Source organism: Azospirillum argentinense (assembly GCF_000632475.1).
In the GTDB taxonomy this organism is placed as follows: domain Bacteria; phylum Pseudomonadota; class Alphaproteobacteria; order Azospirillales; family Azospirillaceae; genus Azospirillum; species Azospirillum baldaniorum.
In genome coordinates this window covers 1122696-1148292 of the sequence record NZ_CP007793.1, presented here as the reverse complement: position 1 = coordinate 1148292, position 25597 = coordinate 1122696, and the positions used below count along the sequence as shown (strand labels likewise).

General features: G+C 67.6%; 24 protein-coding genes and 1 pseudogene. 13 read left to right on the top strand and 12 right to left on the bottom strand.

From position 1 onward, the window contains the following. Positions 1 to 16 precede the first annotated feature (16 nt). The 5 genes and pseudogenes from ABAZ39_RS05395 to ABAZ39_RS05375 form a co-directional block, all read right to left on the bottom strand. The gene (locus ABAZ39_RS05395; protein ID WP_051657818.1) at positions 17 to 1129 is read right to left on the bottom strand and encodes an efflux RND transporter periplasmic adaptor subunit; all 1113 of its coding nucleotides are present in this window, start codon (positions 1127 to 1129) and stop codon (positions 17 to 19) included. A 27-nt stretch (positions 1130 to 1156) separates the two neighbouring features. Next, entirely contained in the window at positions 1157 to 2368 is a 1212-nt protein-coding gene (locus ABAZ39_RS05390) for an acetate/propionate family kinase (RefSeq protein WP_081862891.1), read from the bottom strand. 7 nt (positions 2369 to 2375) lie between these two features. After that, a pseudogene (locus ABAZ39_RS05385) lies at positions 2376 to 3305 on the bottom strand (bifunctional enoyl-CoA hydratase/phosphate acetyltransferase); the annotation flags it as partial. Positions 3306 to 3347: 42 nt separating this feature from the next. Continuing rightward, a complete protein-coding gene (locus ABAZ39_RS05380) occupies positions 3348 to 3824 on the bottom strand; it encodes a hypothetical protein (protein WP_038527507.1) in 477 nt (158 codons plus the stop codon). Positions 3825 to 3871: 47 nt separating this feature from the next. Continuing rightward, positions 3872 to 6094, bottom strand: coding sequence for a DUF3141 domain-containing protein (locus tag ABAZ39_RS05375; protein WP_247875049.1), 2223 nt, complete (start codon positions 6092 to 6094; stop codon positions 3872 to 3874). 985 nt (positions 6095 to 7079) lie between these two features. Here ABAZ39_RS05375 and ABAZ39_RS05370 point away from each other — a divergent pair. The 3 genes from ABAZ39_RS05370 to ABAZ39_RS05360 all read left to right on the top strand — a co-directional run bounded on the left by ABAZ39_RS05370 (position 7080) and on the right by ABAZ39_RS05360 (position 8830). Next, positions 7080 to 7481 (top strand): Rap1a/Tai family immunity protein, encoded by a 402-nt coding sequence (locus tag ABAZ39_RS05370; RefSeq protein ID WP_038527504.1) that lies wholly within the window; start codon positions 7080 to 7082, stop codon positions 7479 to 7481. Between the two features lie 86 nt (positions 7482 to 7567). Next, positions 7568 to 7852, top strand: coding sequence for a YMGG-like glycine zipper-containing protein (locus tag ABAZ39_RS05365; protein WP_038530771.1), 285 nt, complete (start codon positions 7568 to 7570; stop codon positions 7850 to 7852). A 153-nt stretch (positions 7853 to 8005) separates the two neighbouring features. Next, positions 8006 to 8830 carry an aminoglycoside adenylyltransferase family protein gene (locus tag ABAZ39_RS05360; RefSeq protein WP_200885627.1) on the top strand — a complete coding sequence of 275 codons (825 nt, stop codon included), beginning with the start codon at positions 8006 to 8008 and terminating at the stop codon, positions 8828 to 8830. Between the two features lie 28 nt (positions 8831 to 8858). Here ABAZ39_RS05360 and ABAZ39_RS36060 read toward each other — a convergent pair whose 3' ends face one another. Further along, entirely contained in the window at positions 8859 to 9404 is a 546-nt protein-coding gene (locus ABAZ39_RS36060; protein ID WP_051657816.1) for a hypothetical protein, read from the bottom strand. A 221-nt stretch (positions 9405 to 9625) separates the two neighbouring features. Beyond that, complete coding sequence (locus tag ABAZ39_RS05350) at positions 9626 to 10474, bottom strand: DUF2092 domain-containing protein (protein ID WP_051658071.1); 849 nt, start codon at positions 10472 to 10474, stop codon at positions 9626 to 9628. A gap of 480 nt (positions 10475 to 10954) precedes the next feature. Here ABAZ39_RS05350 and ABAZ39_RS05345 point away from each other — a divergent pair, with 480 nt between their 5' ends. The 3 genes from ABAZ39_RS05345 (at position 10955) to ABAZ39_RS05335 (ending at position 15132) form a co-directional block, all read left to right on the top strand. Next, positions 10955 to 11578, top strand: coding sequence for a hypothetical protein (locus ABAZ39_RS05345; protein ID WP_137103079.1), 624 nt, complete (start codon positions 10955 to 10957; stop codon positions 11576 to 11578). 124 nt (positions 11579 to 11702) lie between these two features. After that, on the top strand, positions 11703 to 13616 hold the full coding sequence (locus ABAZ39_RS05340; RefSeq protein WP_051657815.1) for an esterase/lipase family protein: 1914 nt from the start codon (positions 11703 to 11705) through the stop codon (positions 13614 to 13616). 25 nt (positions 13617 to 13641) lie between these two features. Next, positions 13642 to 15132 (top strand): hypothetical protein, encoded by a 1491-nt coding sequence (locus ABAZ39_RS05335; protein WP_051657814.1) that lies wholly within the window; start codon positions 13642 to 13644, stop codon positions 15130 to 15132. Between the two features lie 20 nt (positions 15133 to 15152). Here ABAZ39_RS05335 and ppk2 read toward each other — a convergent pair whose 3' ends face one another. Both ppk2 and ABAZ39_RS05325 read right to left on the bottom strand, forming a co-directional pair. Next, positions 15153 to 15983, bottom strand: a complete 831-nt coding sequence (gene ppk2 / locus ABAZ39_RS05330; protein ID WP_038530758.1) for a polyphosphate kinase 2 — start codon at positions 15981 to 15983, stop codon at positions 15153 to 15155. A 115-nt stretch (positions 15984 to 16098) separates the two neighbouring features. Next, entirely contained in the window at positions 16099 to 16350 is a 252-nt protein-coding gene (locus ABAZ39_RS05325) for a hypothetical protein (protein WP_014239554.1), read from the bottom strand. A 518-nt stretch (positions 16351 to 16868) separates the two neighbouring features. Here ABAZ39_RS05325 and ABAZ39_RS05320 point away from each other — a divergent pair. Both ABAZ39_RS05320 and ABAZ39_RS05315 read left to right on the top strand, forming a co-directional pair. Further along, positions 16869 to 18761: a tetratricopeptide repeat protein gene (locus tag ABAZ39_RS05320; protein WP_038527498.1), complete on the top strand. Its 1893-nt coding sequence runs from the start codon at positions 16869 to 16871 to the stop codon at positions 18759 to 18761. A 15-nt stretch (positions 18762 to 18776) separates the two neighbouring features. After that, on the top strand, positions 18777 to 19202 hold the full coding sequence (locus ABAZ39_RS05315) for an EF-hand domain-containing protein (RefSeq protein WP_103038957.1): 426 nt from the start codon (positions 18777 to 18779) through the stop codon (positions 19200 to 19202). Positions 19203 to 19308: 106 nt separating this feature from the next. Here the strand turns inward: ABAZ39_RS05315 and mepK are convergent, their stop codons facing one another. Further along, positions 19309 to 19893, bottom strand: a complete 585-nt coding sequence (gene mepK, locus ABAZ39_RS05310) for a peptidoglycan L,D-endopeptidase MepK (protein ID WP_247875149.1) — start codon at positions 19891 to 19893, stop codon at positions 19309 to 19311. 370 nt (positions 19894 to 20263) lie between these two features. Between mepK and ABAZ39_RS05305 the strand changes: the two genes are divergently transcribed. The 4 genes from ABAZ39_RS05305 to ABAZ39_RS05290 all read left to right on the top strand — a co-directional run bounded on the left by ABAZ39_RS05305 (position 20264) and on the right by ABAZ39_RS05290 (position 23111). Next, positions 20264 to 21583: a pentapeptide repeat-containing protein gene (locus tag ABAZ39_RS05305; protein WP_038527489.1), complete on the top strand. Its 1320-nt coding sequence runs from the start codon at positions 20264 to 20266 to the stop codon at positions 21581 to 21583. A gap of 97 nt (positions 21584 to 21680) precedes the next feature. Further along, positions 21681 to 21962, top strand: coding sequence for a rubredoxin (locus ABAZ39_RS37650; protein ID WP_081862890.1), 282 nt, complete (start codon positions 21681 to 21683; stop codon positions 21960 to 21962). 50 nt (positions 21963 to 22012) lie between these two features. Next, the gene (locus ABAZ39_RS05295) at positions 22013 to 22468 is read left to right on the top strand and encodes an Lrp/AsnC family transcriptional regulator (protein WP_038527484.1); all 456 of its coding nucleotides are present in this window, start codon (positions 22013 to 22015) and stop codon (positions 22466 to 22468) included. Positions 22469 to 22487: 19 nt separating this feature from the next. After that, positions 22488 to 23111, top strand: a complete 624-nt coding sequence (locus ABAZ39_RS05290) for a LysE/ArgO family amino acid transporter (protein ID WP_038527481.1) — start codon at positions 22488 to 22490, stop codon at positions 23109 to 23111. Positions 23112 to 23143: 32 nt separating this feature from the next. Here ABAZ39_RS05290 and ABAZ39_RS37380 read toward each other — a convergent pair whose 3' ends face one another. Next, entirely contained in the window at positions 23144 to 23272 is a 129-nt protein-coding gene (locus ABAZ39_RS37380; protein ID WP_256380053.1) for a hypothetical protein, read from the bottom strand. A 323-nt stretch (positions 23273 to 23595) separates the two neighbouring features. Between ABAZ39_RS37380 and ABAZ39_RS05285 the strand changes: the two genes are divergently transcribed. Next, positions 23596 to 24627, top strand: a complete 1032-nt coding sequence (locus ABAZ39_RS05285; RefSeq protein WP_308217004.1) for a patatin-like phospholipase family protein — start codon at positions 23596 to 23598, stop codon at positions 24625 to 24627. A 6-nt stretch (positions 24628 to 24633) separates the two neighbouring features. Here the strand turns inward: ABAZ39_RS05285 and ABAZ39_RS05280 are convergent, their stop codons facing one another. Further along, complete coding sequence (locus tag ABAZ39_RS05280) at positions 24634 to 25593, bottom strand: SAM-dependent methyltransferase (protein ID WP_038527479.1); 960 nt, start codon at positions 25591 to 25593, stop codon at positions 24634 to 24636. Positions 25594 to 25597 lie beyond the last annotated feature (4 nt).

The window sequence follows — 25597 nt, the reverse complement described above, 5'->3', positions numbered from 1 at the left end:
GGTCGCGCGATGCGGGTCATGCGCCGCTCCCCTGCTTGATGGTGACCTTCTGGTCCGGCCGCAGCTTCTGGACGCCGCCGACCACCACCAGATCGCCATCGCTGAGGCCGCTGGAGACGGTGACCGTGCCGGTGTCGTATTGCAGGACGGAGACGGGGCGCAGGCTCACCGTGTCGGCCGGCCGCGCCACGACCCAGACCGCCGGCTCCCCGTTCCCCGTCTGGAACAGGGCCGAGGACGGCAGATTGACCACCGGCCGCGCCGGCAGCTTGGCACGCCCGACGACGGAGGAGCCCAGCAGGAAGGCGTCGGGGGCGTTGGGCAGGGAGACCTTCACGGTGTAGGTCCGGGTCACCGGGTCGACCCCCGGAGACACCTCGCGGATCGTTCCTTCGGTGACGGTCTTGGCATCGTTGACGAGCCGTACCTCGACCGGCGGCAGGCCCTCCCGCCCCTCCAGCCGGATGCTGGCGCCCGGCACCTGGAAGACCGCCTCCCGCTCATTCGGGTCGGCGAGCCGCAGCACCGGCTGGCCGACGGCGACCACTTGGCCGGGCTCCGCCGCCTTCGCCGTGATGACCCCGTCGCGGTCGGCCCGCAGTTCGGTGTAGGACAGCGTGTCCCGGGCCGAGCCGAGCTGCGCCTCGGCGGAGTTCAGCTCGGCCTGCGCCTGCTGGAAGCGCTTCTGGGCGTTGTCGTACTGGACCCGGGTGGTGAAGCCGTTGGCGAGCAGGGAGCGCTGGCGCTCCTCCTGCGTCCGGCTTTGCTCGACAGCGGCCTGCGCCGCCGCCACATCGGACTCGGCGGACCTCACGGCGTTGGTCTGGTCCTGATTGTCCAGCCGCGCCAGCAACTGGCCGGACGTGACCGTCTGCCCCACCTCCACCAGCCGTTCGACAACCTTGCCACTGACGCGGAAGCCGAGATTGCTCTCGTGGCGGGCCTGGATCTCACCAGTCAGCGCGGCGGTGCGGTCGAACTGGCTCACCTGCACCGGCAGGGCGCGGATCAGCGTCGCCTCGGCCGGCGGCGGCGTCGGCTGCTCGCAGCCGAGAAGCAGGAGGCCGGCGAGGACCGCCGATCTGGAAGACCCAAAACCGGATGACCCAAAACCGGATGACCAGGACATGGTGCCTCTCTCCTTCTCGGGACCGTGTCACGCAGAGCGGTGGCGGCTGAGGATGGCGCGGGTGTGGAGCGCGATCATCCGTTCCTCGTCGGTCGGGATGACCCAGCCCTTGACCCGGCTGTCCGGCGTCGTGATGCACAGCGCGTTCGCGGTGTTGGCCGCCTCGTCGAGGTCGACGCCGAGCCAGCGCGCCCGCTCCGCGATGGCCTTGCGGATGGCCGGTGCCCGCTCACCGATGCCGGCCGTGAACACCAGCCCGTCGATGCCCTCCATGGCGGCGGCCAGCGCCCCAATGGCGAGGCTCGCCCGGTAGACGAAGCAGTCCAGCGCGAGCGTGGCGCGCGGGTCGGTGCTAGCCAGCAGGTCGCGGACGTCGTTGCTGATGCCGGACAGGCCCTTCAGGCCGCAGTCGTGGTAGAGCAGCCGTTCGATGGCGCGGGCGTCCATGCCCTTGTCCATCAGGTAGAGGACCACACCAGGGTCCAACTGCCCCGGCCGCGTGCCCATCGGCAGACCGTCCAGCGCGGTGAAGCCCATGGTGCTGTCGATGCTGTGCCCGTCCCAGATGGCGCACATGCTGGCCCCGCTGCCGAGATGCGCGACGACGACCCGCCCGCCGGCGATCCCAGGGGCGAGGTCCGGCAGGCGCCTGGCGATGTATTCGTAGCTCAGGCCATGAAAGCCGTAACGCCGCACACCCTCCCGGTGGAGGGTGTCCGGGATGGCGTAGCGGTCGGCCAGTTCGGAATGGTGGCGGTGAAAGGCCGTGTCGAAACAGACCACCTGAAGCACGTCCGGCAAGAGTTTCCGGATCGCCCGGATCGGCGCCAGATTGTTCGGCTGGTGGAGCGGGGCGAGCGGAACGTAGGTCTCCAGCGTCCCGATCACCGCGTCGTCCACCGCCACATGGCGGTCGTAGGCCGGCCCGCCGTGAACCACCCGATGCCCGACCGCAACCGGCATGGCGCCGCCCAGCCGCTCCCGCAGCCACGCGCCGAGAAAGGCCAGCGCGCCGGGAACCCCGTCGCCGGACTCCGTCGGCAAGGGCACGCCGCCGTCCCGGCTGCCGTCCTGGCCGCTCTCCTGAACGATCAGCCGGGGCGTCGTGCCGATCCCCTCGATCCGGCCGCGCAGGCGCACCGGCAGCGTTCCGTCCGCCGCGTCGAACAGCTGGAACTTGATGCTGGAGGAACCGGCGTTGATGACCAGGATCGTCTCGGTCATGCTCATCTCGGTCATGGCGGCTTCACCCCTTCACCGGCTGCTCGACCCGCTGCCGGTGCGCGTACAGCGCCGCCACGGCGCAGGAGGCCATGCGCGTCATGACGCTGTCGGCCCGGCTGGTCAGCACGATGGGCACCCGCGCGCCCAGCACGATGCCGGCGGCATCGGCGTTCGCCAGGAAGGTCAGGTTCTTGGCGAGCATGTTGCCCGCCTCCAGATCCGGCACGACGAGAATGTCGGCCTGCCCGGCGACCGGGGACGCGATGCCCTTGATCCTCACCGCCTCCGGGCTGATGGCGTTGTCGAGCGCCAGCGGCCCGTCCAGCAGGCCGCCGGTGATCTGCCCCCGATCGGCCATCTTGCACAAAGCGCCGGCCTCGACGGTGGAGGGAATCTTCGGGTTGATCGTCTCGACCGCCGACAGGATCGCCACCTTCGGCTGGGGATTCCCCAGCGCCCGCGCCAGATCGATGGCGTTCTGGATGATGTCGCGCTTGTCCTCCAGGGTCGGCGCGATGTTCACCGCGGCGTCGGTGATGAACAGCGGCTTGGCGTAGGTCGGCACGTCCATGATGAAGACGTGGCTGATGCGCCGCTCCGTCCGCAGCCCGCTGTCCTTCCGGGCCACCTCGCGGAGCAGCTCGTCCGTATGCAGGCTTCCCTTCATGAGGAGCTGGGCGCGCCCCTGGCGCACCATCTCCACCGCCATGGCGGCGGCGGCGTGGCTGTGCGGCACGTCCACGATCTCGTACGCGGCGATGTCCATACCGGCCTCGTCCGCCACGGCCCGGATGCGCGCGGCCGGACCGATCAGGATCGGGGTGATGAAGCCCTGACGGGCCGCATCGACGGCGCCGCCCAGGGACGAAGCGTCGCAGGGATGCGCCACCGCCGTGGAGACGGCGGGGATTTCGCGGCAGGCGGCGACCAGCCGCTCGTACTTTTCATGCCGATGGGCGGACGGTGGCGGGCTGCCGGCCATGACGCGCCCTCCTCACCAGCGCAGGTACAGCCCGACGTCCCCCGGCATTCCGCCGGGATAGTCCAGGATCTGCGCCCGCAGCTTGTAGCCCTTGGCCCTCAGATTCTTGTCGAAGACCTCGTAGGCTTCGCGGGCGTAGCCGGTCAGGGAATCCGGCCAGTCCGGCTCGAAATTGTTGATCGCCCGGCCGCCGTCGGTGCAGTAGCTGCTCGGGAAGCGCGCCACCTGGATTTCCTTCACGCCGCGCGACGCTGCGTCGCGCACCGCGCGGGTGAACCGCTCCTTGGCGTCGGGGCGGACGTGCTGGTTCATGAAGGCTTCGCGGACGGTGTCCTGTTCCTTCATGTGCTTCTTTTCCCGCTCCAGGGCTTCCTGGAGCAGCGCCATCTCGTGCTCCTCGCCGAGCTTCCGGAGTTCGTCGGGCGAGATCAGGTCGTCACCGATGTCGGGGGCGGCTGTGGTCGCCCTGGTCTGGTCCATGTTGCTCATGACGCGTTCCCCTTGTTGCTTGTCAGCCTCTTGTCTCGGCGCCGGGTTCACTTGGCCTTCGCGGTGCCCATCGCCCTGGGCGGCGCGTCCGCCCGGCTGATGTCGGAGGCGGCCTTGGCCAGCGACGCTCCGCCGGCCCCAGGCAGCACGCGCAGGGGCGGCTCGCGCTCGGCCTCGATGCGCTCCTCCTTGTTGTGCAGAAGGGCGTCCACCTGCCGGAGCCGGGCGCGCTGGTCGGGGGTCAGCGGCCCGGAGGCCTCCAGGACGCGCTCTGCCAGCGCCATCACCTCCTTGCGCTCCTTCTCGCCGTGCAGGAGCTTCGGCAGCGCGCTCATCGCCGTGTCTTCGTCCATCAGCATCAGGAAAACCTGTTCGCGGAAGACCGCGCGGACGGCGTCCACGGACAGGTGCTGGGTGCCGGGATGCTCCTCGCGGATTTTCCGCAGCATCTGGAAGGCGCGCTCGTCGAGGGCGCCCTCGCCGCGCCGCGCGTGGATCAGGACGCGGAACAGCGCCTCCCGCATCCCGCCCTCCTCGACGCGGCCCATGATCTCGGCCATCCGCTTCTCGACCAGGGCTTCGAACGCCTCATCGCGGACGTGCGGCGGCCGCGCGTCCTCGCCCGGCGCGGCCAGCCCGACCAGAGCCTGAAGGAGCGGCGCGTTGTAGAGGCCCATGAACAGGCGCTCGACGGCGCCGTCCCGCGCGTCCCGCCAGCGGTCGAGCCCCTGCACGATCTCGTCCGAGACGCGGTTCTGCGCGCTCAGGTACGGGTTGTCCGGGCTTACCGGGCGTCGGTGCTCGCGCACCCAGTCGGCCATGGGACCGACCGGCGCCATGAAGGGGTTGAGGTGCGAGAACAGGTAATACTGGCTGCGCGCCGGGTTCATCATCCGCAGCCATTCGGCGAAGGGCTCGTTGACCGTCGCCTGGATGGAGGGCCGGGCGAAGGTGGCGTACAGGCCCTTGTTGATGTCCGAGATGCGGGCCACCGCGGCGAAGCGCCGGTCGTCCTCCGGCGTGTTGCCGCCAAGCCCGCGGATATCGTCGAGCGTGCGCGGCTCGAACCGCGTCACGTAGTCGCCCGCGACCAGATCGGCACCAGGGACCTTCGGGTCCTTCGGCTGAAGGATCATCTCGTAGAGACCGGGCGGCAGCAGGTCGATGAAGTCGATGTTCTCGACGAACTCCGACGTCTCCTTGCGGGCGACGCGGCCGGACACGAAGATGCCCAGGTGCCCGATGTCGTGATGGAGGTTGTAGACGATGGTCTGCTCGTGCGCCCGGATGTCCTCGACGTCGCTGTAGAGGTCGAGGATCCAGCCCAGAGCCTGTTGCGGCGGCGTGATGTTGTCGCCGAAGGACGCGAAGACCAGGATGGGCGAGTGGATGTTGCGCAAATCCAGCCGGCGCCCGTTCCGGACGATGCCGCCGCTGGTCATCTTGTTGCCGACGAACAGCTCGTCGGTGATGGCCTCGATCTCCTCCCCGTTCATCAGGAAGAAGCCGCTCCACCACTTTTCGAACTCGAGGTACCGGTCGGCTTCCGTGTCGATATGGGCGTACAGGTTGTACGCCTTCTTCCAATAGGTGTTGGCCGGGTCCAGCTTCTCGAAGTTGCCGACCAGATGCGCCCCGTCGAAGCGGCCGTTGCCGAGATCGCTCGCCAGGGCGGCAAGCCACGCTCCGCCATAGAGACCGCCGAGGTAGCGCATCGGGTTCCGCCCCTTCACGCCGGCCCAGTAGGACAGCGGGGAGCCCGCGATGATGATCGGCCCCATCAGGTCGGGCCGGACCGCGCTCAGCGCCATCACCGCCCAGCCAGCCTGGCAATTGCCGATGACGCACGGCTTGCCGCCCGCATTGTCGTGCAGTTTTCCGACATGCTCGATGAAGAAGGCCTCCGCCTCACCCACGTCGGCGAGGGTCTGGCCCGGCTCCGGTTCGGGATGGAAACCGATGAAGTAGCAGGGGTGGCCGGCGCGCAGAGCGGTGCCGATCTGGCTGTCCGGCTTGAACCCACCGATCCCGGGTCCGTGACCGGCGCGCGGATCGACGATCACGAACGGGCGCTTGGCCGGGTCCGTGCCGACAGCAGGGTCCGGCAGGATGTGAAGCAGCATGTAATTGCACGGCCGCTTCAACTTCCGCCCTTCCATCACGACCTCGTAGGGAAAGGTCAGGACGGGCGGCTTTCCTTTATCGGCATGGTCCATGAACTGGTCGCCGCGGCGCCGCAGGACATCCAGGAATAGGACCCAGCGCTGCATGGCATCGACGCCATAGTCGAAAGCGTCTTGAAACGGGTTGGGAAGATTGAACGGGTTGGGGAATGCGGGCGTCTGCCAACCATCCGCGCCTTTCCCGGCCGCCGTCTCTTCGACCGGCTTTGCCTCAGCCTGTCTCGCCCCTGCTGATTTTGTCCCTGCAGACTTTAGTGCGGTCCCGTTTTCTGCGGGTTCGACGAAGGGGCCGAGAAAGGGAAATGCTGCGGTCCAGGCGGAAAACCAGCTCGCCAGAGGCTGCTGTTCCGTCAGGGGACGCACCCGCCGATTTTTCATCACATGTCCTCTTTGGCTGTACGCTCCTGCGCCGGCTGTGCGTTGCTGTGCCGACCGGCTTCTTTTGCATCCGCGAAGGCGTTGCGACGCCGGCGCTGCGGATACCGACCCATGATGAGAATGTGAGGGGCCAAGGCGCTGGCTTTAGACGCGGGAAATACTGCACCGCATCATCCGCCGCGTTGAAGCATGCAACTGTTGGCACTGTTACCGTATCAGGCCGCGTTCCCTTGGTGGCTCATTCCCGAAACAATGCGGCGCTCCCAGCTTCCGGTGGGGGTTTGGGCCTTGGATTTTCCTTGAATGAGATTCGGATTTTGGGAAACCCAACTCGGCGGATCTTTGTACAATTTTTCTTAATTATTTTATATAATTCTTCTTTTATTAAGAAATAAGACACTTGCAAGGGGGTAAATTCTGTCTTCTCATCAATACTTCAATCAGAACACGACCCTCTTCACATGACCGTTACGGTGGGCGTTACTGTAGCATGACTGCGCTTTGGCTTGGAGGAATGCTACCTTCCAAAGCACAATGTCTTGCGAGTTAAGTTCGCCCCGACCTGTGCACCCCGTCCATCCGATCGGCGGTCCATCGATTTCGCATCGGGCCGGCCGGTTCGTCGGGGAAGCGTCTCCTGTCCCTGAAAATCCGCGTACGAAAAGCCGCCCACAAAAAGCGCTGGGAGCAAACCATGAAACACCGAACCAAGGTCGCTCTGGCCGTTGCCCTCACGGCGACGGTGATCACCGCCGCGAACGCGCAGATGGCGCCGGCCCCCACGGAAACCAATTTTCAGGTCCGGACCACGGGCGACCTTGTGCGGCTGTGCGAAGCCACGCCAAACGACCCGACCGGCATCGCGGCGCTCCATTTCTGCCACGGCTTCGCCATCGGCGCCTATCAATACCATCAGGTCGTGACGGCCGCCGAAGGCAAGCGCCAGCTGGTGTGCGCGCCGACGCCACCGCCCTCGCGCAACGACACCGTTTCCGCTTTCGTCACCTGGGCAAAGCAGAATCCCAAGCTGATGGACACGCCGCCGGTGGATGGGCTGTTCCGCTTCCTGTCCCAGCGCTACCCCTGCCGCGCCTGATCCCGCCGGCATCCGCTTCCTCCCCCGCGGTCCACGGCCTTCGATCAAAGGCCAACCAGGATGGGCCAATCAGGATGGGAAAGACCATGAAACCCACACAAATCCTCCGCGTCGCCATCGTCGCGCTTCCCCTTGCGGCGTGCTCCGACATGTCACCGACCCAGCAGCGCGCGCTCACCGGCACGACCGGAGGCGCTGCCGGCGGAGCGCTGATCGGCGCCATCGCCGGCAACGCCGGCATGGGTGCGGCCATCGGCGCCGGCGCCGGTCTGGCCGGCGGTCTGCTCTACGACTATCACAAGCGGACCGAGGCCTCGGCCTACCAGCGCGGCGTCCAGCAGGGGTCCACCCAGCGAAGCGGCACCCAGTGACCCTTCATGCGCCGACGGGGACGCTCTCGCCATGCCGCCGATCCCACTGGATGGCAGGCGCGCCCTCGTCACGGGCATCGCCAACGACCGCGCAAAGGACGATCGCGAAGCTTGGCCGGCCGCTGTCACGCCGTGACGTTGCTATGCTGCGACGTGGCTGGCATTCTGATGGCGATGATACCGTTCCTGGCGCATGAACCACGATCCTGCGAGCAGACCGTCGCCGCGGCGGCGGTTGTCCGCGACGTTCTCGGCGCCGCCGCCTCAGCCGCGTGGCTCTACGGATCGGCGGTCGCGGGTGGCCTGCGCCCGAACAGCGATCTCGACATCCTCGTCGTCACCGAGCGATCGCTGTCTGACAATGAGCGCTTCGCGATCATCCGTCAGCTCTTGCCGATCTCGGGAAGCGCCACCGTTGGCGTGCCGGGCCGCCCCATCGAACTCACCATCCTCGCCCGCCCGGCCCTGATCCCATGGCGCCACCCCGGCTGCCTTGAGCTTCAGTATGGCGAATGGATGCGCGCCGAGTTCGAGCGGGGCGACATGCCCGAATGGCCATGCCGAGACCCCGACGTCGCTGTCCTGATCGAAACGGCCCGCCGCGGCGCCCTGCCGCTCTTCGGCCCGCCCGTCGCCGCGGTCCTCGATCCGGTGCCGCGCGCAGACCTCGTCCGGGCCATGGTGGACATGGTGCCGATCCTGATTCCGGGCATCGAAGAGGGGGACGACAGGCGAAACGGGCTGCTGACCCTGGCGCGCATCTGGACGACGCTCACGACCGGCGAAATCCTCCCGAAGGATCAGGCCGCCGATTGGGCGCTCGCGCGTCTGCCCGAGGAGCACCGGCGCGTTCTGGCGCACGCCCGAGCGGCCTATCTCGGCGAGGAGCGGGAGGATTGGAGCGATCTCGCGCCGGGGGTGCGGCCGCATGTCGACCACGTCATCGCACGCATTCAAACCCTGACGGCCGGAACATGATCGAGCTGGCGGATCACGCTCCAAACGGTCAGTAACCGGGAGGCGGCGTGACGGTGACGTAGGTGACGCTGCCGTTCACATAGCTGCGGTTGTACCAGGTTCCGCTGCAGCCGTAGTAGCTGACGCCGCCGTACGGCACGACGGTGGGGGTGCAGGGAAGCACCGTCACGTAGTTGGGACCCGCCGTGGCCGCACCGGCGATGTAGCCGGCGGTCGCTCCCACCGCAGCACCCGCGAGGGCCCAGCCCCAATCGTCGTCGTCGTCGTAGTAGTGATGACCGTCCCAGTCGTTGGCGATGTTCTGCGCCGCGTAGGCCCGCGATTCCGTGCGCTCGGTCTGGCCTTGCTGGCGGGCTTCCGTGCGTTCGGTCTGGCCCTGCTGGCGCTGGCCCTGCCGCTCGGTCCGCTCCTGCTGGCCCGAAGTCCGCGTGTCGGCCCGGGCTTCCGTGCGCGTCTGCTTCGTCTCGGCGCGCTGCGCGGAACGCTCCGTAGCGCCGGACTGCCGGGACGCCGTCTGCGCGGAGGCCGTCCGCTGGCTCGACCGCTGGGTGGCGCCGGCCTGCCGGGCTCCCACTCCCGCCGTGGATCGTCCCGCCGAGGAACGTTGAGCGGAAAAGCCGCCCCCCGCCGCCGGGCCGGATCGGGAGAATCCCCCGCCGCCCCCTCCTCCTCGGCCGCCGCCTCCACCGCGACCACCGCCGCGGGCATAGGCATCCGCGACCGATCCGGCCACCAGCAACAGGGATGCGGCGATGGAAAAGATAATCCGTGACGATTGCCGTGACGACGACCTGTTCATTTCGGCGCTCCTTCCGAACCACCGGCCGCGTTGCGGCGGACACGGATCATGACCGGAATGCGTTCCGCGCCGTCGGGAGGATGGAAGGCGAGCTGCGCCGGTTGGACGTCCGGGTTGAGGTTCCAATCGGAAAAGTCGGCCCGGTACTGCGGCTCGCCCTCGTCACCCTTGTAGGTGATGGTCACACGCTCGGGCAGCGGCGGGCCTTCGGTGGCGATCCAGATCTGGAAGTCGACATCCTCGGTCCGCCCCGCCAGGTGATCAGTCGGCACCGAGGTGAGCATGTCCCGCTCCACATAGTCGAGCGTTTGAAGGCGTTGCTCCAGCTCATCCGGCAACGTGCTGACCAGCAGCAGCGCCAGCGGCAGCCGCACCTGAAGATCCTGGACCAGATAGCGCACGGCGTCGTCGATGGTGCCGGCCCGTTCGATCTGGGCGTAGACGTTCTCGTCCGCGTTGAACACGGAGATCGCCTTGCCGTCGAACGTCACCAGCGACCGTTTCCCGTCGCTCTCCTGCGCTTCGACCCGCAGCCCGTCGGGACGGTTCAGGGTGAGGGCGCGCCGCTCGCCGAACGTGATCTTCTCCCCCGTGTCCTGAACCACGTCGTAACTGGCCCGGATGGTCACGGTGAAGCGCTGGGCCTGGGCGAGCGTGTCGGCCATGCGCGTCAGGACGGTCATCGCTTCGTCGTCGATCGGCGAGTCATCCGGCTCGTCCTGCTCGACCGCTTGCGGCGGGTTGTCGGACGGCGGCGCCTCGGTCCCGAAGGCCGGCCCGACCAGGGCGAAAATGCAGAGCGCCGGGCACAGCGCCGACCGTATCAGCCACCTGGGTCCGTTCATCGACATCCCTCCTGCCCCGCCTCCTGCCCCGGACGCTGCGCCGGCGGCATTGATGAGGGGCCTGGAGTCATTGAGCCGCGTGGAACGGAACCATTGAAAGTAGCAGCCACGGTCGATGCAGGCCGCTACGGTAACGCTGTCCAAATTGCCGGTGCGCCCGGAGCCGGTCGAGGCCCTGTTGGGCGGACCACGGCGAGTGCGCCAAGTACGCTACCGTAACATCCATTACGGTAACCGAGACCGCGAAAGCCGTCCGATGCTTAGGCTCGTCATCGGGCCGGGTGTGTCCTGAACAGTCGGTCCAGCGGCAGGGATCAGCGAAAGCCAAGCTACCGTAGAATACTCGTCAAAGACGGCGTCCCAGGCTACAGGACTTGGCTGTGGACGACAACGCACCACACCGGACGACCCCAGTTCCGCACCCCAACTTCGCGTTTCGAAGACGGCGCTGGGGTATGCCAGGCAAAACAGGAGGACAGCATGAAGCGTCGTGCAACCTTGCCAACGGCCACCGCCACCGCAGTGGGCATCCTCTGCGGCGTACTCCTGGTGCCGGGCACCGTCCCGCACCCGGCGTCGGCGCAGGACAGGCCCGTTCTGACGAACGTCATTCCGGAAAGTGCCGCCGTCACGCTCCACGCAAAAATCACGGCCATCGATGCGGCCAAGCGGAAGGTCACGCTGGCCGGACGGTCGGGCACGCCGGTCACCGTCATGGCCGGGCCGGCGGTGCGCCTGGAGATGCTGAAGGTGGGAGACACCGTCGACGCGCAGTTCTACCGCTCCGTGGCCTTCATGGTGTCCCAACCCGGTGCGCCCGTGCCCGAGGACGAGATCCAGCAGACGGTCGCGCGCTCGGTCGAGGCGCCGGGTGGCATCGGGGTGCAGGTGACACGGCTCAGCGGGCTGGTCGTCGGCATCGACCTTGGCGCGAACAGCATCGACCTCGTCAATCCCAACGGCGGCGAGGTCTACACCGTCAACGTGACGGACCCCGCCCGTCAGGCGAAGCTTCCCTCGCTGAAGGTCGGCGACACGATCACCGCTGTCGTCAGCGAAGCCCTCGCGGTGTCGATCGAGCCGGCGCGCAAGAGCTGGTTCTGAACGGCGGTTCTCGCGAACGCAGTCGAAGTGGCGGGGCCAAGAAGCACGGGCGGAGGGCATGGGAGTGCACGCAAGCCAGGATGCCCGGCCGGTGGCGGCGACGGGCGGCGCAGGAGCCCGCGGGATGAGGCACCCGCCCCTTCCGAGGGGCTTCGCCGTCGCGGTCCTGCTGGTCTGGACGCTTCTTGCCGGCGGATGCGCGACGGCGGTCAGCGTCGAACGCGTGGACCACGGCACCGTCCACCAGCAGCTCACGCACAACGTTCTGTCCGCGCACGCGCTCAGCGATCCGACCCACAACGTGCTGCGCCGGTGGTCCCTGACGGACCGCTTCCTGACGCAGCCGGAGAACGCCATGGCCGACCTCCGCGCGCTGGTCACGCAGGGGCATGGCGGCGCCGACGAGATCTTCGCCTTGGCCGAGATGTCGTTCCTGCACGCCGAGGAGCGGGGAGGGCCGCCTTACTATCTGGCGTCCGCCCTCTACGCCTACGCGTTTCTCTTTCCGGGAGGACTGGACCAGCCGCCCAGCCCCTACGACCCCCGGTTCCGGCTGGCCACCGACCTGTACAACCGTAGCCTGACCTCCGGGCTGGCGACGGAGGACCGAACCGGCATCGCCATTCGGGAGGCCCGCCACCCGCTGCCGTTCGGTGAGTTGGACGTGACCTTCGATTCTCGGGAACTGGTGTGGGGCGGGCGCCAGCTGACCGGTTTCTTTCCGGTCGCCGAACTGCAGGTTCACGGCCTCGACGCCCGTTATCGCCAACCCGGCATCGGCGCTCCCTTGGCGGCGGGGACCACGCAGGGCACCCTGGCGAAGGGCTTCCAGGTCGCCCCGCGCGTCAAGACCCCCGTGACCGCGCTGCTGCGCATCCCCGATCCTCGGCGCCAGATCATGGGCGGGCAGGTGCGCGCGCAACTCGAACTCTATCCCGCGTCCGAAACCGAAGCGGTGCTGATCGACCGCCAACCGGTGCCGCTGGAGGTCGAGCACACCGCCACGCTGGCCTACATGCTGGACGGCATGCCGGTCTGGGAATTCGAGTTCGGCGGCTTCCTGCGCGGCGGCCTGCTGGACAAGATGCCGTCCCGCCTCGTCGCGCTGGAGCCGTACCGGTCCGGCCGCATTCCCGTCGTCTTCGTCCACGGGACGGCATCGAGCCCGGTGCGCTGGGCCGAGATGCTGAACGATCTGAGAAGCGACCCGCGCATCCGCGACCGCTTCCAGTTCTGGTTCTTCAGCTACGAAACGGGCAACCCCGTTCCCTACTCCGCCCTTCTCCTGCGCGACGCGCTGCAGGAGGCGGTGTCCACCCTGGACCCGTCCGGGCGGGATCCGGCGCTGCACGAGATGGTCGTCATCGGACACAGCCAGGGTGGCCTGCTGACCAAATTGACGGCGGTGGACACAGGTGCCCGGCTGTGGAACGCGGCGTTCCGCAAGCCGCCGGACCAGCTTCAGCTCGACCTGGAAACGCGCGACCTGCTGACGCGCGCCCTGTTCATAAAGCCGGTTCCGTCGGTCAAACGCCTCGTCTTCATCGCCACGCCGCACGGCGGCAGCTACGTCGCCGGCAACCGGATCAGCCAGTTCGTCGCAAGTCTGGTGCGGTTGCCGGGACGCCTGCTGAGAGTGAGTTCGGAAATCGGCAAGCTGGACGACGCCAGCACCACGCTTGCCGGACAGACGGGGTTTGGCAGCGTCCACGCTATGACCCCCGGCAGCCTGCTGGTCCAGACCCTGGCGCGCACGCCCATCGCCGCGGGGGTCAAGGCGCACTCGATCATCGCGGTGCGCGGCGACGGGCCGGTCGAAACCGGCGACGACGGCGTCGTGGAGTACAAGAGCGCCCACATCGACGGAGTCGAGTCCGAGTATATTGTGCGTTCCGGGCACTCGACGCAGTCCGACCCGCGCACGATCGAGGAGGTGCGCCGCATCCTTCTCCTCCATTGGGATGAGTCCTGCACGAAACGCAACGCGTGCGGACCACCGGGCACCGGCGCCCCGCGCGTCGCGAGCCGGACCCGTTGACGGTGGCTCCCATGATGGGCTTGGCATGATGGGCCTGGTACGCGCCGTCTCCGCTCTCATCCTGTCCAGCGCCCTGCTGTGCTCCGCGCCTTCACGGGCGGACCTGCGGGCGGATGAGGCGCCATGGCTGCCCGTCTCGCAGGTCATGGCCGAACTGGCCCAGAATCCGGAATTCGTGGAGGCCCTGTACCGGCGCCTGGGGCGCAATCCGAAGGCGGGCGGCATCCTGGGACCGGACGAGATCAAGCGGCTGCGCGAAATGATCCTCGGCAAGGATTTCGAAGGGCTGGACCGGTTTCCCGGGCTGACGGTCCAGGGAATGGGCCGGTCCGTGCGGCTTGCCGGAGCCATGCTGAGCCGGTCCAGCGATGATGACCTCCCACCAGATCCCGCGACGGCCGAGCAGACGGCCGAGCAGACGGCCAAGGAAATGGCCAAGGAGATGGTCGAGGAAGGGCTGGGCATTCCCGCCGTCGGCACCCCCCCGGCGCCGGATGCCTATCTGCGCCCGCTGGGCTTTGGGTTGGAAGCCGGCGACCGCGTCGATCCCGCGTTGGCCGAACGCTACGCCGATGGCCTGCGCCTGGCCGAACTGCTCAACCGCCTTTCCCTGAACGCGCCGGGCGGCGGAGAGCGGTACCGGGTCGTCCTTGTTGAAGGCCAAACTGACGGCCGGAGGTTGGACACGCCCCGCGCCCTGATGGAAGCGTTGGCGCGGAACGGCCACGACGTGGAGGTCCGCGATTCACGGTATTTCGCCAATTTCGGCGACCTGATCTACCATGGCCGCGACGTCCTGACGCCGTTCTGGATCGACACCCGCCTGCCGGTCCCCGGGACGAACCGCAACCTTCTGGTTCCGGTCAGCCATTCCCAGCACGAACTCATCGTCCGCGGCCCGGTGGTCAACGCGGATCTGTCCTTCTATTTCGGAATCGACGGCCAGGCCGTGTTCCGCCCGAGCGTGACGCGCGATCAAGCCTGGGTCATGGGCAGGGTGGCGCACCGCTACCGCGGGGAGGAGGCTATGGAGGTGATCCGCCTCGCCGGCGTCATTGTGCGCGCCTACGATGTGATCAAGCGGCGCCATCCGGAGCTACCGTTCGGCGGCTACTACGCGCTGGGCGTCTGCAACGACGTGAACGCGATGATCGAGTTGCGCATGCGGGGCGAAACGACCCTGTTCCCGCTGACGCTCGATCCGCAATTCTTCACGGACACAGGCGAGGTCGGCCGGCTTGCCGAGAGCCTGCCGTTGGACAGTGGATGGCGGGCGGCGGCGGACCCGCGGCGCGTTCTGGGGTCCCTCCCCGTGGACGACCTCGCCGCGCTCCCCCTCCCCTCGCTGAGGGAGGATTTGGAGAAGGTCCGCGCGGCGTGGGAGGGCGGTCGTCTCCAACGGCCGGGTGTCGGCGGCATCACCCTTCTCATCGCCCTTCTGGGAGCCGTGATGGCCGCACTTCTCGCCGCCGGCCTGTGGTCGGTTCGCCTGTGGCTTGTTCGGCGGCGGCGCTGACCGAGGATGACCGGCCGGCCTCACTCCGTGGGCCATTGCAGCTCCGGAATGACCTTCAACGGGTAGTTGGGCTTCTCGTAGCCGTCCGGGTCCTGGCGCTTGGGCAGCTTCACGGTTTGCCTGGGCAGCTCTTCGTAAGGGATATGGTCGAGCATGTGGCGGATGATGTTCAGGCGCGCCCGCCTCTTGTCGTCCGACCGCGCGACGAACCACGGCGCCCAGGAGGTGTCGGTCTCCACGAACATGTCGTCGCGGGCGCGTGAATAGTCGTACCAATGGCCGTAGGACTTCAAATCCATCGGCGACAGCTTCCAGACCTTCCGCCCGTCGTTGATCCGTGCCTCAAGGCGGCGCGTCTGCTCTTTCGGGCTGACTTCGAGCCAGTATTTCAGCAGAACCACCCCGGACTCGATGATGGCCTTCTCCACGCTCGGGACGGCGTCGAGAAACCGCTTCGCCTGTTCCTCGGTGCAGAAGCCCATCACCCGCTCGACTCCGGCGCGATTGTACCAGCTCCGGTCGAAGATGACGACCTCCCCGGCGGCGGGCAGGTGCGGGATGTAGCGCTGAATGTACATTTGCGACTTTTCGCGCTCGGTCGGGGTGGGTAAGGCGACAACACGGAACACGCGCGGACTCACGCGCTCGGTGATGGCCTTGATGGTTCCGCCCTTGCCAGCGGTGTCGCGCCCCTCGAAGACGACGCAGACCTTCATGCCTTTGTGAACAACCCACTGTTGCAGCTTCACCAGTTCGACATGAAGTTCCGCAAGCGCACTTTCATAGTCCCGCCGCTTGAGCTTTGGTTGCGCGCACTCCACGCGATGGGCGGTCTTCAGCTTCTTTGCCATGCTCATCATCCTCGCGGACGGGTTTTGGGTGTGATCCGTGACGGGACTGGCGATTCATTGGCAGAAACGGCGAGCAGAAAACGGCGAACAGACTTGGCGGCAGCTTGGCGGATGGTCATACACCATCGATCCGGCTCTGGAGTTCGAGCAGAATTTCCTGCTCAAGATCCGCGATAAGCGCGCGGCACGCGGCGGTGCGTTTCGAGCGTCGCCCGCTGTTCGACGCCTCCCAACCCCGCAAAATCTCGACGGCCTCTCCGTAGTCTTCGCAGAGACTGCGAAAGAACCGGTTGTCCGCGCTGTGTTGTTTGATCATCTCCTCCAAATCCGGGAACCGCTCCACGACGTGCCGCAGCTTGTCCGACATGGGCGAGTCTCCCCGGTTCTGGAAGAGCGCCGGGGTGCCTGCCTTGTTCCGGACTTTGCTCTTGACCAACCTGCACCGGATCGTCCGCCGCCTTGAAGGGTGAAACGGTTGGCTTTGATACCGTAACAGGCAAAAAGAACGGCTTTGTGCGCGTCACGAAAAAGGTAAGGGCTATCATTCCGGACGAAGTAATGAAGCCAGGGCGTGGGCGTGAAACGGCTATACCGTCAGTGAGTGTTCCAGTCTCCATTTCTTAGGAATAAACTGCACCCTGCCCTTGTCCGGCATGGGTTTCTGCAATGATCGCACCCACCGCTCATGACCAGAAACTTGTTTTGTATTCGAACGAATTTTCTCGATCTTGCGTCGTGCGTCTCGTGATCATGACGTCTACAGCTTCCAGTGCCTGGCCCCAGCGCCTGGCCAATGTAGACCGTCCCGGCATGGACCGCATGGTGTAGCAACCCCTTGCCCTGTGGGCACGGTTGCCGGATGGACTTAACGGAAAGAGGGCGCTCGTGCTTCACGCCTCCGAGGAACCGCAGGCCACTGATTTACCAGCCTCCGCCATCACGGCACCGCTCATCGATGCGGCGTTGGCGCGCGTGCTGGTCAGCCGCAGCCTGCGTGGTTCCGCCCGTGGCCGCCGCTTTCTGCAATTCATCGTGCAGGAGGCTCTGGCCGGGCGCGCCAACCGCATCAAGGCCTACACCATCGCCATGGACGTGTTCGACCGCGACGCCAGCTTCGACCCGCTGCTCGACCCGGTGGTCCGCATCCAGGCCGGCCGCCTTCGCCGCGCCCTGGAGCATTATTATCTGACCGAAGGCGCCGCCGACCCCCTGCGCATCGCCATTCCCAAGGGCGGCTATGTCCCCCAGTTCTCCCTGGTGCCGGTCACGGCCGGGGCCGACCTTCCGGACGAAGCCTCCGGTCCGGCATCCGTGCCAACCCGTGCGAGGCTGACCCTGCCCCGCGCGCCGCTGATCCTCGGACGCCGCATCGACCTCCCGTTCCGCTGGCTGGCCATCGCGGCCACAGTCATGGGTCTGGCCCTCTTGCTTCTGGCCGTGGCCGGTCTGGAACTCTTCGCCGGGTGGCGCGGCGCCACTCCCGACCCGTCGAGGAGCGCCCTGGAGCGCGCCGCGGCGCCGGCCGCACCACAACGCGCGGTGCGCGGTCCGGCCCTGTTGGTTCTGCCGTTCACCAACGGCTCCGGCGACCCGACGCTCGACCTCGTCGCCGACGGCATCACCGAGGATCTCGTCGCGGCGCTCGTCCGCTTCGACGATTTTCTGGTCTTCGGCGCCGACACAAGCTTCCGCTACCCGTCGGCACCGGCGTTGCGCGAGGCCGTGCCGACCACCCGTGTCGACTATCTTCTGAAGGGCAGCGTCACTCAGACCGGTGACTACATCCAGGTGACGGCCACGCTGATCGCGGCCAAGGACCATCGCTACCTGTGGTCGGACAGCTTCCGTCGCGCTGCCACGCCGACCAAGCTGCTGGACCTGCGCCACGACATCGCCGTTCAGGTCACCCGCACCCTGGCGCAATCGGACGGCGTGATCGAACGCGAGGAAGCGCGGGCCAGCGGCGAGCATGCGCCACAGGATCTGTCGTCCTACGCCTGCCTTCTGCGCACCCGTCAATATTGGCGCCAGTTCAGCGCCGCCCTTCACGCCGAGGTGAGGGACTGCCTCGAACGGACGACCAGGAGCGACCCCGGCTATCCGGAGGCCTGGGCGGCGCTCGCCATGGTCACCATCGACGAGGCCCGGCTCGGCTTCAACCCCAGTCCGGCCCGGCCCAACCCGATCGATGACGGGCTGCGGTTGGCCGAACGCGCGGTGGCGTTGGCCCCGGACAGCGCGTTGTCGCATCAGGCGCTTGGGCTTGCTTGGTGGCTACGCCGAGAGCCGCAGCGCAGCATCGCCGCCTACGAGCAGGCGCTCGCGCTAAACCCGAACGACAGCGCGATCCTCGCCGACCTGGGGCGTTGCTACAGCCTGACCGGCGAGTGGGAGCGCGGGATTCCGCTGATCCGCGAGGCCTTCACGCGCAACCCGGCGCAGCCGAGCTGGTACCGCATCGTGATCGCCACCTATCATTATATGAATGGTCGCTACGACGACGCGCTCGAAGAGATGCGGCGGGCCAATCTGGGGCGCGAGGTCATTCTCGGCCATGTCGCGCTGGCGATGATACACGGCCAGACCGGAAACCGGACCGAGGCGGCGAAAGAGGTCTCCGAAATCCTGCGGCTCGACCCGAACTTCCCGATCAAGGTGATTGCCGAATTCGAACGTCGCAACATCCACCCGGACATCATCGTCCGGATCGTTGACGGCCTGCGCAAGGCCGGTCTTGCCATTCCACCGCCGCAGATGGCCGACGGGGAGAAGCTCTGAAAGGGGAGATCGGCCATGGCCGCAAAGGTGCGAATGGCGTTCATATTGACTGTGGCTCTGACGGCGATTGTGATTCTGGCGGCGCTCACGCCCATGACGGCGGCCGCTGCGACGGCTTCCGTGGAGAATGCGCGCGACGCCAGGATTTTCGAACTTCTCGACGACGATCAGAACGGCAGCGTCTCCATGATGGAGTTCAAGAACAACCAAATGTTGGTGTTCTATATTCTGGATCGCAACAAGGACTTGGCCCTGACCGCCGATGAGACATTTCTGCCGGCCGACGTGTTCGCGAGCATCGCCGGAGCCGATGGCAAGATCGACACTCTTGAGTTTCTCGAAATCGTCGATTCCGCCTTCAAGCAGGCCGACACCAATCACGATGAACTCCTCGACCGGCAGGAATTCATCGCGCTGCTCCATCGTGTCCGGAACCGATGAGTGAGTTGGCGGGCCAGCAGGACAGCTATGGACGGGGAATGGCGGTCGCCAGATTGCCCCGATGGGTGAAATCAAACGTTATGCCGGACCCCACAAAGGACGCCGGTCAGGACGCCCATTGGCGCTTCGGACCGACGTCGACATGGACGAAGTTGCTGTCCGGGTAATAGCCAACGCCGCCCCCGCGCAGGCTGAGCGCCGCGCGCTGCAGCGTGCGCAACGGCAGGCCGGGCACCCGCAGGTCGATGGCCTTGCCCTGCATATGGAAGCTGTTCTGGGCCACGCCGCTGCCGTCCTGCTCGCGCAGCCAGGCGTTGGATTCGGGAGAGCGGTAGCCGGAGATGATGTGCACCGGCGTCTTGCCGCCGACCTTGCGGGTCAGGGCGTGCAGCAGATCGAGCAGCTTCGGGTCAATGGGATGCACGGCCCCGGTGCGGTGGTCGCGCAGCAAGTGGTTGATCTCGCGCAGCCCGTCGCGCTGGTAGCGGCCCTTGGACCAGTATTCCGCCCGCACCCGCTCACCGGTGTGGAGGTTGAGGAGGACCAACTGCCGCGGCGGGGCGCGCAACGCCGCCTCCGACACCTCCGGGGCCATCACCATCCCGGCGGCGGCCGTCGCCAGACCGATGCGCAACAGTTCCCTCCGGCCGAGCTTGGCTGCTGGGGTCGGTTGGAATTTGGCCTCGGTCATCATGCCTCCATGGGGTCCCGAACGGGGCGGCGCATAGAGCACCCCCTTTTTGTCCGATGACTTTTGGCGGCAGAGCCCCCGCTTCTGTCAAGAAACCAATGGTTAACGTCTTTAAAACGCCCAGACTTGCTGGGCTTGCCGGGGCGGCCATACAACGGCGGGGAAGGCGGCGGAGTGCGTTACAGGGATGAAACACAGCGGAGCGCGCTTCCGATTCGCCCGAGTCCCCGCCGGAACCGGTCGTGACAAGGCCAGGGCAAAAAACGGCAACCATAAGAGGTACTGCCGCGATCTTTACCGTTTAGCCTTCGGTAAGGAATCTACCCCCATAGTTTGGATAGTGGAAACAACCCCCGTCAGATTCCTGCCCGTGTCCCCCGTCGCCACCGCCCCTGCGCCGGCACCCTCCTATCTTCGGCCCGATCAATTGGCCGAGGTTCTGGACCGGCACGCCCGCTGGATCAAGGGACAGCCGGGCGGCGCGCGCGCCAATCTGGCTCTGGCGGACCTGGAAGGCGCCGATCTGTCGCAGCGCGACCTGCGCGGTGCGCGGCTGGTCGGGGCCAAGCTGGCGCGCTGCCGGCTCAGCGGCACCAATCTGGCCGGCGCCGATCTGTTCGGCGTGGACCTGCGCGACGCCGACATCACCCGCGCCAATCTGATGCAGACGGATTTGCGCGGCGCCCGACTGCGCTCCGCCGATTTCTCGAACGCCAATCTGCGCGACGCCGACCTGCGCGCCGGAACGATGGAGCCGGGTGGCACCGCCCGCCGCGGCACCGGTCCGGACGCCCATCCAGACGTCCAGGACGCCGAAGCCACCCGGCAAACCCACCGGACCGCCCTGGCCCGCCTTCAGGGCGGCGTCACGGCGGAAGGCGGCATTCCGACCGACCTGACCGGCGCCGTGCTGGCCGGCGCCAACCTGACGGACGCCGACCTGTGCGGGGCGGTGCTTCAGAACGCCGACCTGAGCGGCGCGGTGCTGACCGACGCCAACCTGTCGGGTGCGCGGCTGAACGGGGCCAACCTGACCGGTGCCCTGCTGGACGGCTGCACCTTCGACAACGCCGATCTGGTCGGCACCCGGATGGTCGATTGCGATCTCTCGCAGGCCAAGCTCGGCTCCGCCTGCCTGACCCGCCCGATCGACAGCATGGGGTCGGAAATCCAGCGGGCGATCTTCGACCATGAGCGCTGGATCGACAGCGTCGGCCAGCGCGGGGAGCGCGCCGAACTGGACGGCACCGACCTCAGCCGCGCCGACCTGCGCGGCGTCAACCTCAGCGCGGCCTCGCTGCGCGGCGCCAACCTGTCCGACGCGGCGCTGACCGGCGCCCGGCTGATGATGGCCGACCTGTCCGGCGCCAATCTGGAGCGCGCGAACCTGATGGGGGCCGACCTGTCCGGCGCCAACCTCAGCTTCGCCCGTCTGACCGGGGCCGACCTGACGCGGGTCAACCTCGGCCCGGCGGAGATCAAGGACCCCAGTGGGCGTCCCACGGGTCGCTCCTGGGCGGCCAATCTGATGGGCGCCGACCTGCGGCAGGCCATGCTGACCGACTCCCGCATGGTTCAGGCGAACCTGACCGACGCCGATCTGGAGAACGCCGACCTGGACGGGGCGGATCTGGCCGGCGCGAAGCTCCAACGCGCCCATCTCAAGGGCAAGGCGCCGCGGCGGCGCTGAGCCGCTTCCCTTCGTTTCCCTTCGCTCCACGACCGTCATCATCCCGCAAAGGATCGTGGGGCATAGTGCGGCACCTCGATCCGCCGGACGGTCCGCCATGCCCACCCTTCCCCGCCCCCTTCGACGGCGGGACGCCTTGCGCCTGATCCCCGCCGCCATCCTCGCCCTGTTCGTCCGCCCCACGCGGGCCGAGAACTCGCGTCTGTCCGAAATCTGGCGGTGCGGCGGCGGCGACTGCCCCGGCTACGAGTATCACCCCCACGACGGCGACCCGGAGCACGGCGCACCGGCGGGCACCGCCTTCCAGGATTTGCCGGCGGACTGGTTCTGCCCACGCTGCGGCGCCGGCAAGCCGGATTTCCGTCGGATGGGCGATTGATCGGAAAATTGACCTTTCCATGACCTCCATGATCGGCAATTATTGCCGTTATGGACGATACAGACCGCAAAATCATCGCGCACATCCAGCAAGACGGACGCGCTTCCTACGCCGACATCGGGACGGCGGCCGGACTCTCGGTGTCCGCCGTGAACGAGCGGCTGAAGAAGCTGCAGGCCAATGGCGTGATCCAGGGTTGGGGGGCGCGGCTGTCGCCCAAGGCCGCCGGGCTGGACGTGCTGGCCTTCGTCGAGGTGCTGCTCGACCGTCCGGAGCATGACGCGCCTTTCCGCGACGCCATGCGCACCACGCCGGCGGTCCAGGAGTGCCACCACGTCACCGGGGACTGGTCCTATCTGCTCAAGGTGCGCGTGGCGAACACCGAGGCGCTGGAGCGCTTCCTGTCCGACCGGCTGAAGGCACTGCCCGGCGTCGTGCGCTCCCACACCGTGATCGCGCTCTCCTCGGTCAAGGAAACGCCGATCCTTCCCATCGTGTCTGACTGACCCACCCGGAGCACCCGCCATGGACACGCTGCCTGCCCTGCTGAAGGGTCTGATCATCGGATTCAGCATCGCCGCCCCGGTCGGGCCGATCGGGCTTCTGTGCATCCGGCGCACCCTGGCCGACGGGCCGGCGCATGGCTTCGTCAGCGGGCTGGGTGCTGCCAGCGCGGACGCGGTCTATGGCGCCATCGCCGGCTTCGGGGTGGTTCTGATCACCGACGCGCTGCTGGGCGCGCAGGTGGCGCTGAAGCTGGTCGGCGGGCTGATGCTGCTGTGGCTGGGCTGGAGCACCCTGCGCGCGCGCCCGGCGGAGCGCGCCGCGGACGCCCGCGGCGGTGGCGGCCTGACCGGGGCCTATGCCTCCACCTTCGCGCTGACCCTCGCCAACCCGGCGACGATCCTCAGCTTCGCCGCGGTGTTCGGCGGGCTGGGCGTGTCGGCGGGGGACGGGAGCAGCACCGGCGTGGCCGCCCTGCTCGTCGCGGGCGTCTTCACCGGGTCGGCGATGTGGTGGTTGGGGCTCAGCGCCTCGGTCGGGGCGTTCCGGCGCCGGGTCACGCCCGCCGCCATGCTGTGGATCAACCGCGTCTCGGGTGCGGTGCTGGGAGTGTTCGGGATCGCGGCCCTCGCCTCCCTCCTGTAAGGGGACGGGATACGCCGGTCACCCGGAGCAAATCAGAACAGTATTGTCACCGGGCCGCCCAACGCGACCGCGGCGACGATCAGAATGGCCACCGCCGTCAGCTTCTCCGCCGCCGACCAGCGCTGCCAATCCTTCTTGAAACTCTTGAGATCCTGGGCCATGGCAACCTCCGCCATCCCTGACTGTCCGTGTTGAGAGCGACATTGGACGCTTCCAGTTGATGTTTGGTTAACGTCGCCCGGAAACTCTTTCATCCATCGCAATGCCACAGGTAATCGGAAGAAAAACTGATGCAAGTCAAATAGAGGGCAAAAGCGGGTACAATTTTCGGCATCCCCCATGAGGAGCCCCCCGGGCGCGACCCGCGTCCCCCGGATGGAAGGGTTTCCACCGACGGTCCGATGCCCCAAATCCCTTTGGACACCCATCGACGCGTCGGCGCCGGACAAGCCTGACCAAGCCCACAAGACATGAGGTGCTGGCGGTGAGCGGACTGAAGATCGGACTGGCCCTGGGCAGCGGGGCGGCGCGCGGCTGGGCGCACATCGGCGTGTTGCGCGCGCTGGAGGAGATCGGGGTCGAGCCCGACGTGATCTGCGGAACCTCCATCGGCGCTGTGGTCGGCGCGGCCTACCTGACGGACCAGCTGGACGAGTTGCAGGCCTGGGCGCAGAGCATGGGCTGGCTCGGCATGCTCGGCATCATCGACCTGACCTTCCGCCGCGGCGGGCTGCTGGCCGCCGACCGTACCTTCGACCGCTTCCGCAACCACCGCACCGAAGTCACCATCGATCAGCTGCGCAAGCCCTTCGCCGCGGTCGCCACCGACCTCGGCACCGGACGGGAAATCTGGCTGCGCGACGGTCCGATGCTCAGCGCGGTGCAGGCCTCGGCCGCCATGCCCGGCCTGTTCCCGGCGGTGCGGCGCGACGACCATTGGCTGGTGGACGGCGCGCTGGTCAATCCGGTGCCGGTGTCGCTCTGCCGCGCGCTGGGCGCGGACGTGGTGATCGCGGTCAACCTGAACAGCGAGCTGTCGCCGCTGAGCCGCCCCTCCGGTCGCGGCGCCGCCAAGCTGCGCAAGGCGGCGGAGGCGAAGCCGGCCCAGATGCAGGCGGCCCAGATGCAGCAGGCCCAGGCCCTTCAGGAAGAGGCGATGGCGCCGGCGGGGGATGCGACCTCGCCGGTTTTCTCCACCTTGACCTCGCAGATCGCCTCCTGGATGGGGCGGCGCCCGGCGGCGCGCACGCGCTTCCTCGCCGACCAGCTGACGCGCGCCCCGGCTTCCAACGTGCCGCCCAACGTGATGGACGTAATGGCCGGGTCCATCGACATCATGCAGGACCGCATCACCCGCTCCCGCCTCGCCGGCGAGCCGCCGGACGTGCTGATCGCGCCCCGCCTCGCCCACATCGGCATCCTGGAGTTCGACCGCGCGGAGGAGGTGGTGGAGATTGGCTACGGCGCCGCCTCGATCCTCAAGCCGGCGCTGGAACTGGCCCTGCGGCGGGCGTAGCCGCGCTCAGACGGGAGCCGCCGGCCACATCCAGGTCAGTTCGTGCTTGTTGTGGTTCAGGTGCAGCACCCGCCCGCCAGGGATCGCGGCGAAGGCGCGGGCCGTCTCGTGGTCCGTCTCGGCCTGGAACTTGAGCGTGCAGATGAAGCGCTTGGCCAGCCCGCTCTCCATCCACTGGTTCACCAGCCGCAGCAGGCGCGTGGGGTAGCAGATCACGTCGCAGCACAGCCAATCCACCGGCCCGACGTCCTGCGGCTTCAGGCCGAAGGCGCTCTCCTGGCGGAACTCGATGCGCGGCAGGGCGGCGATGGCCGGGTCGAGCGGCGCTTTGTCGACGCTGACCACGCTGGCGCCCAGTTCGTGCAGCACCCAGCTCCAGCCGCCGGGGCAGGCGCCGAGGTCGATGCAGCGGTCGCCCGGCCCCGGCTGTTCGCCGAACAGGGTCAGCGCTTCCCACAGCTTCAGATAGGCGCGGTTGGGCGGCACCGTCCGGTTCTCGACGAAGGTGACCTCGCCGTGGCGGTAGGGGCTGGAACAGCGCGCCGCCGCGACGATGGTGTTCTCGTCCAGCAGCGTCCAGGAGCCCAGCGGCGCGGTCGGCAGCGGCGACGGGAAGACCACCGGCTTGGCCGAGACGTGAGGCAGGTTGTCCTGGATCAGGCTGGCTCGCCGGTGGTGGCGCAGCGTCCAGAGCGCCCAGTTGCGCTGGATGGAGCGGAGCGCCCGCGCGCCCTCCTTGATCGACGCGAACTCGATCCGCACCGGGTCGTGCCAGATGTTCTGCGCCCAGGCGGCGGGACGCGCCGGCCCGTCGGCGAAGACCAGCCGGTCCTCCACCGTCGCCACGTCGCCCAGTTCGGCCACGAGGTCCTGAACGAAGCCCTCGGGCGCCAGATAGATGGTCTGCCCCAGGGGGGTCTGCGCCGGGGTCGCGCGGGCGGGTGAACTGTCGGATGAGTCGCTCATGCCG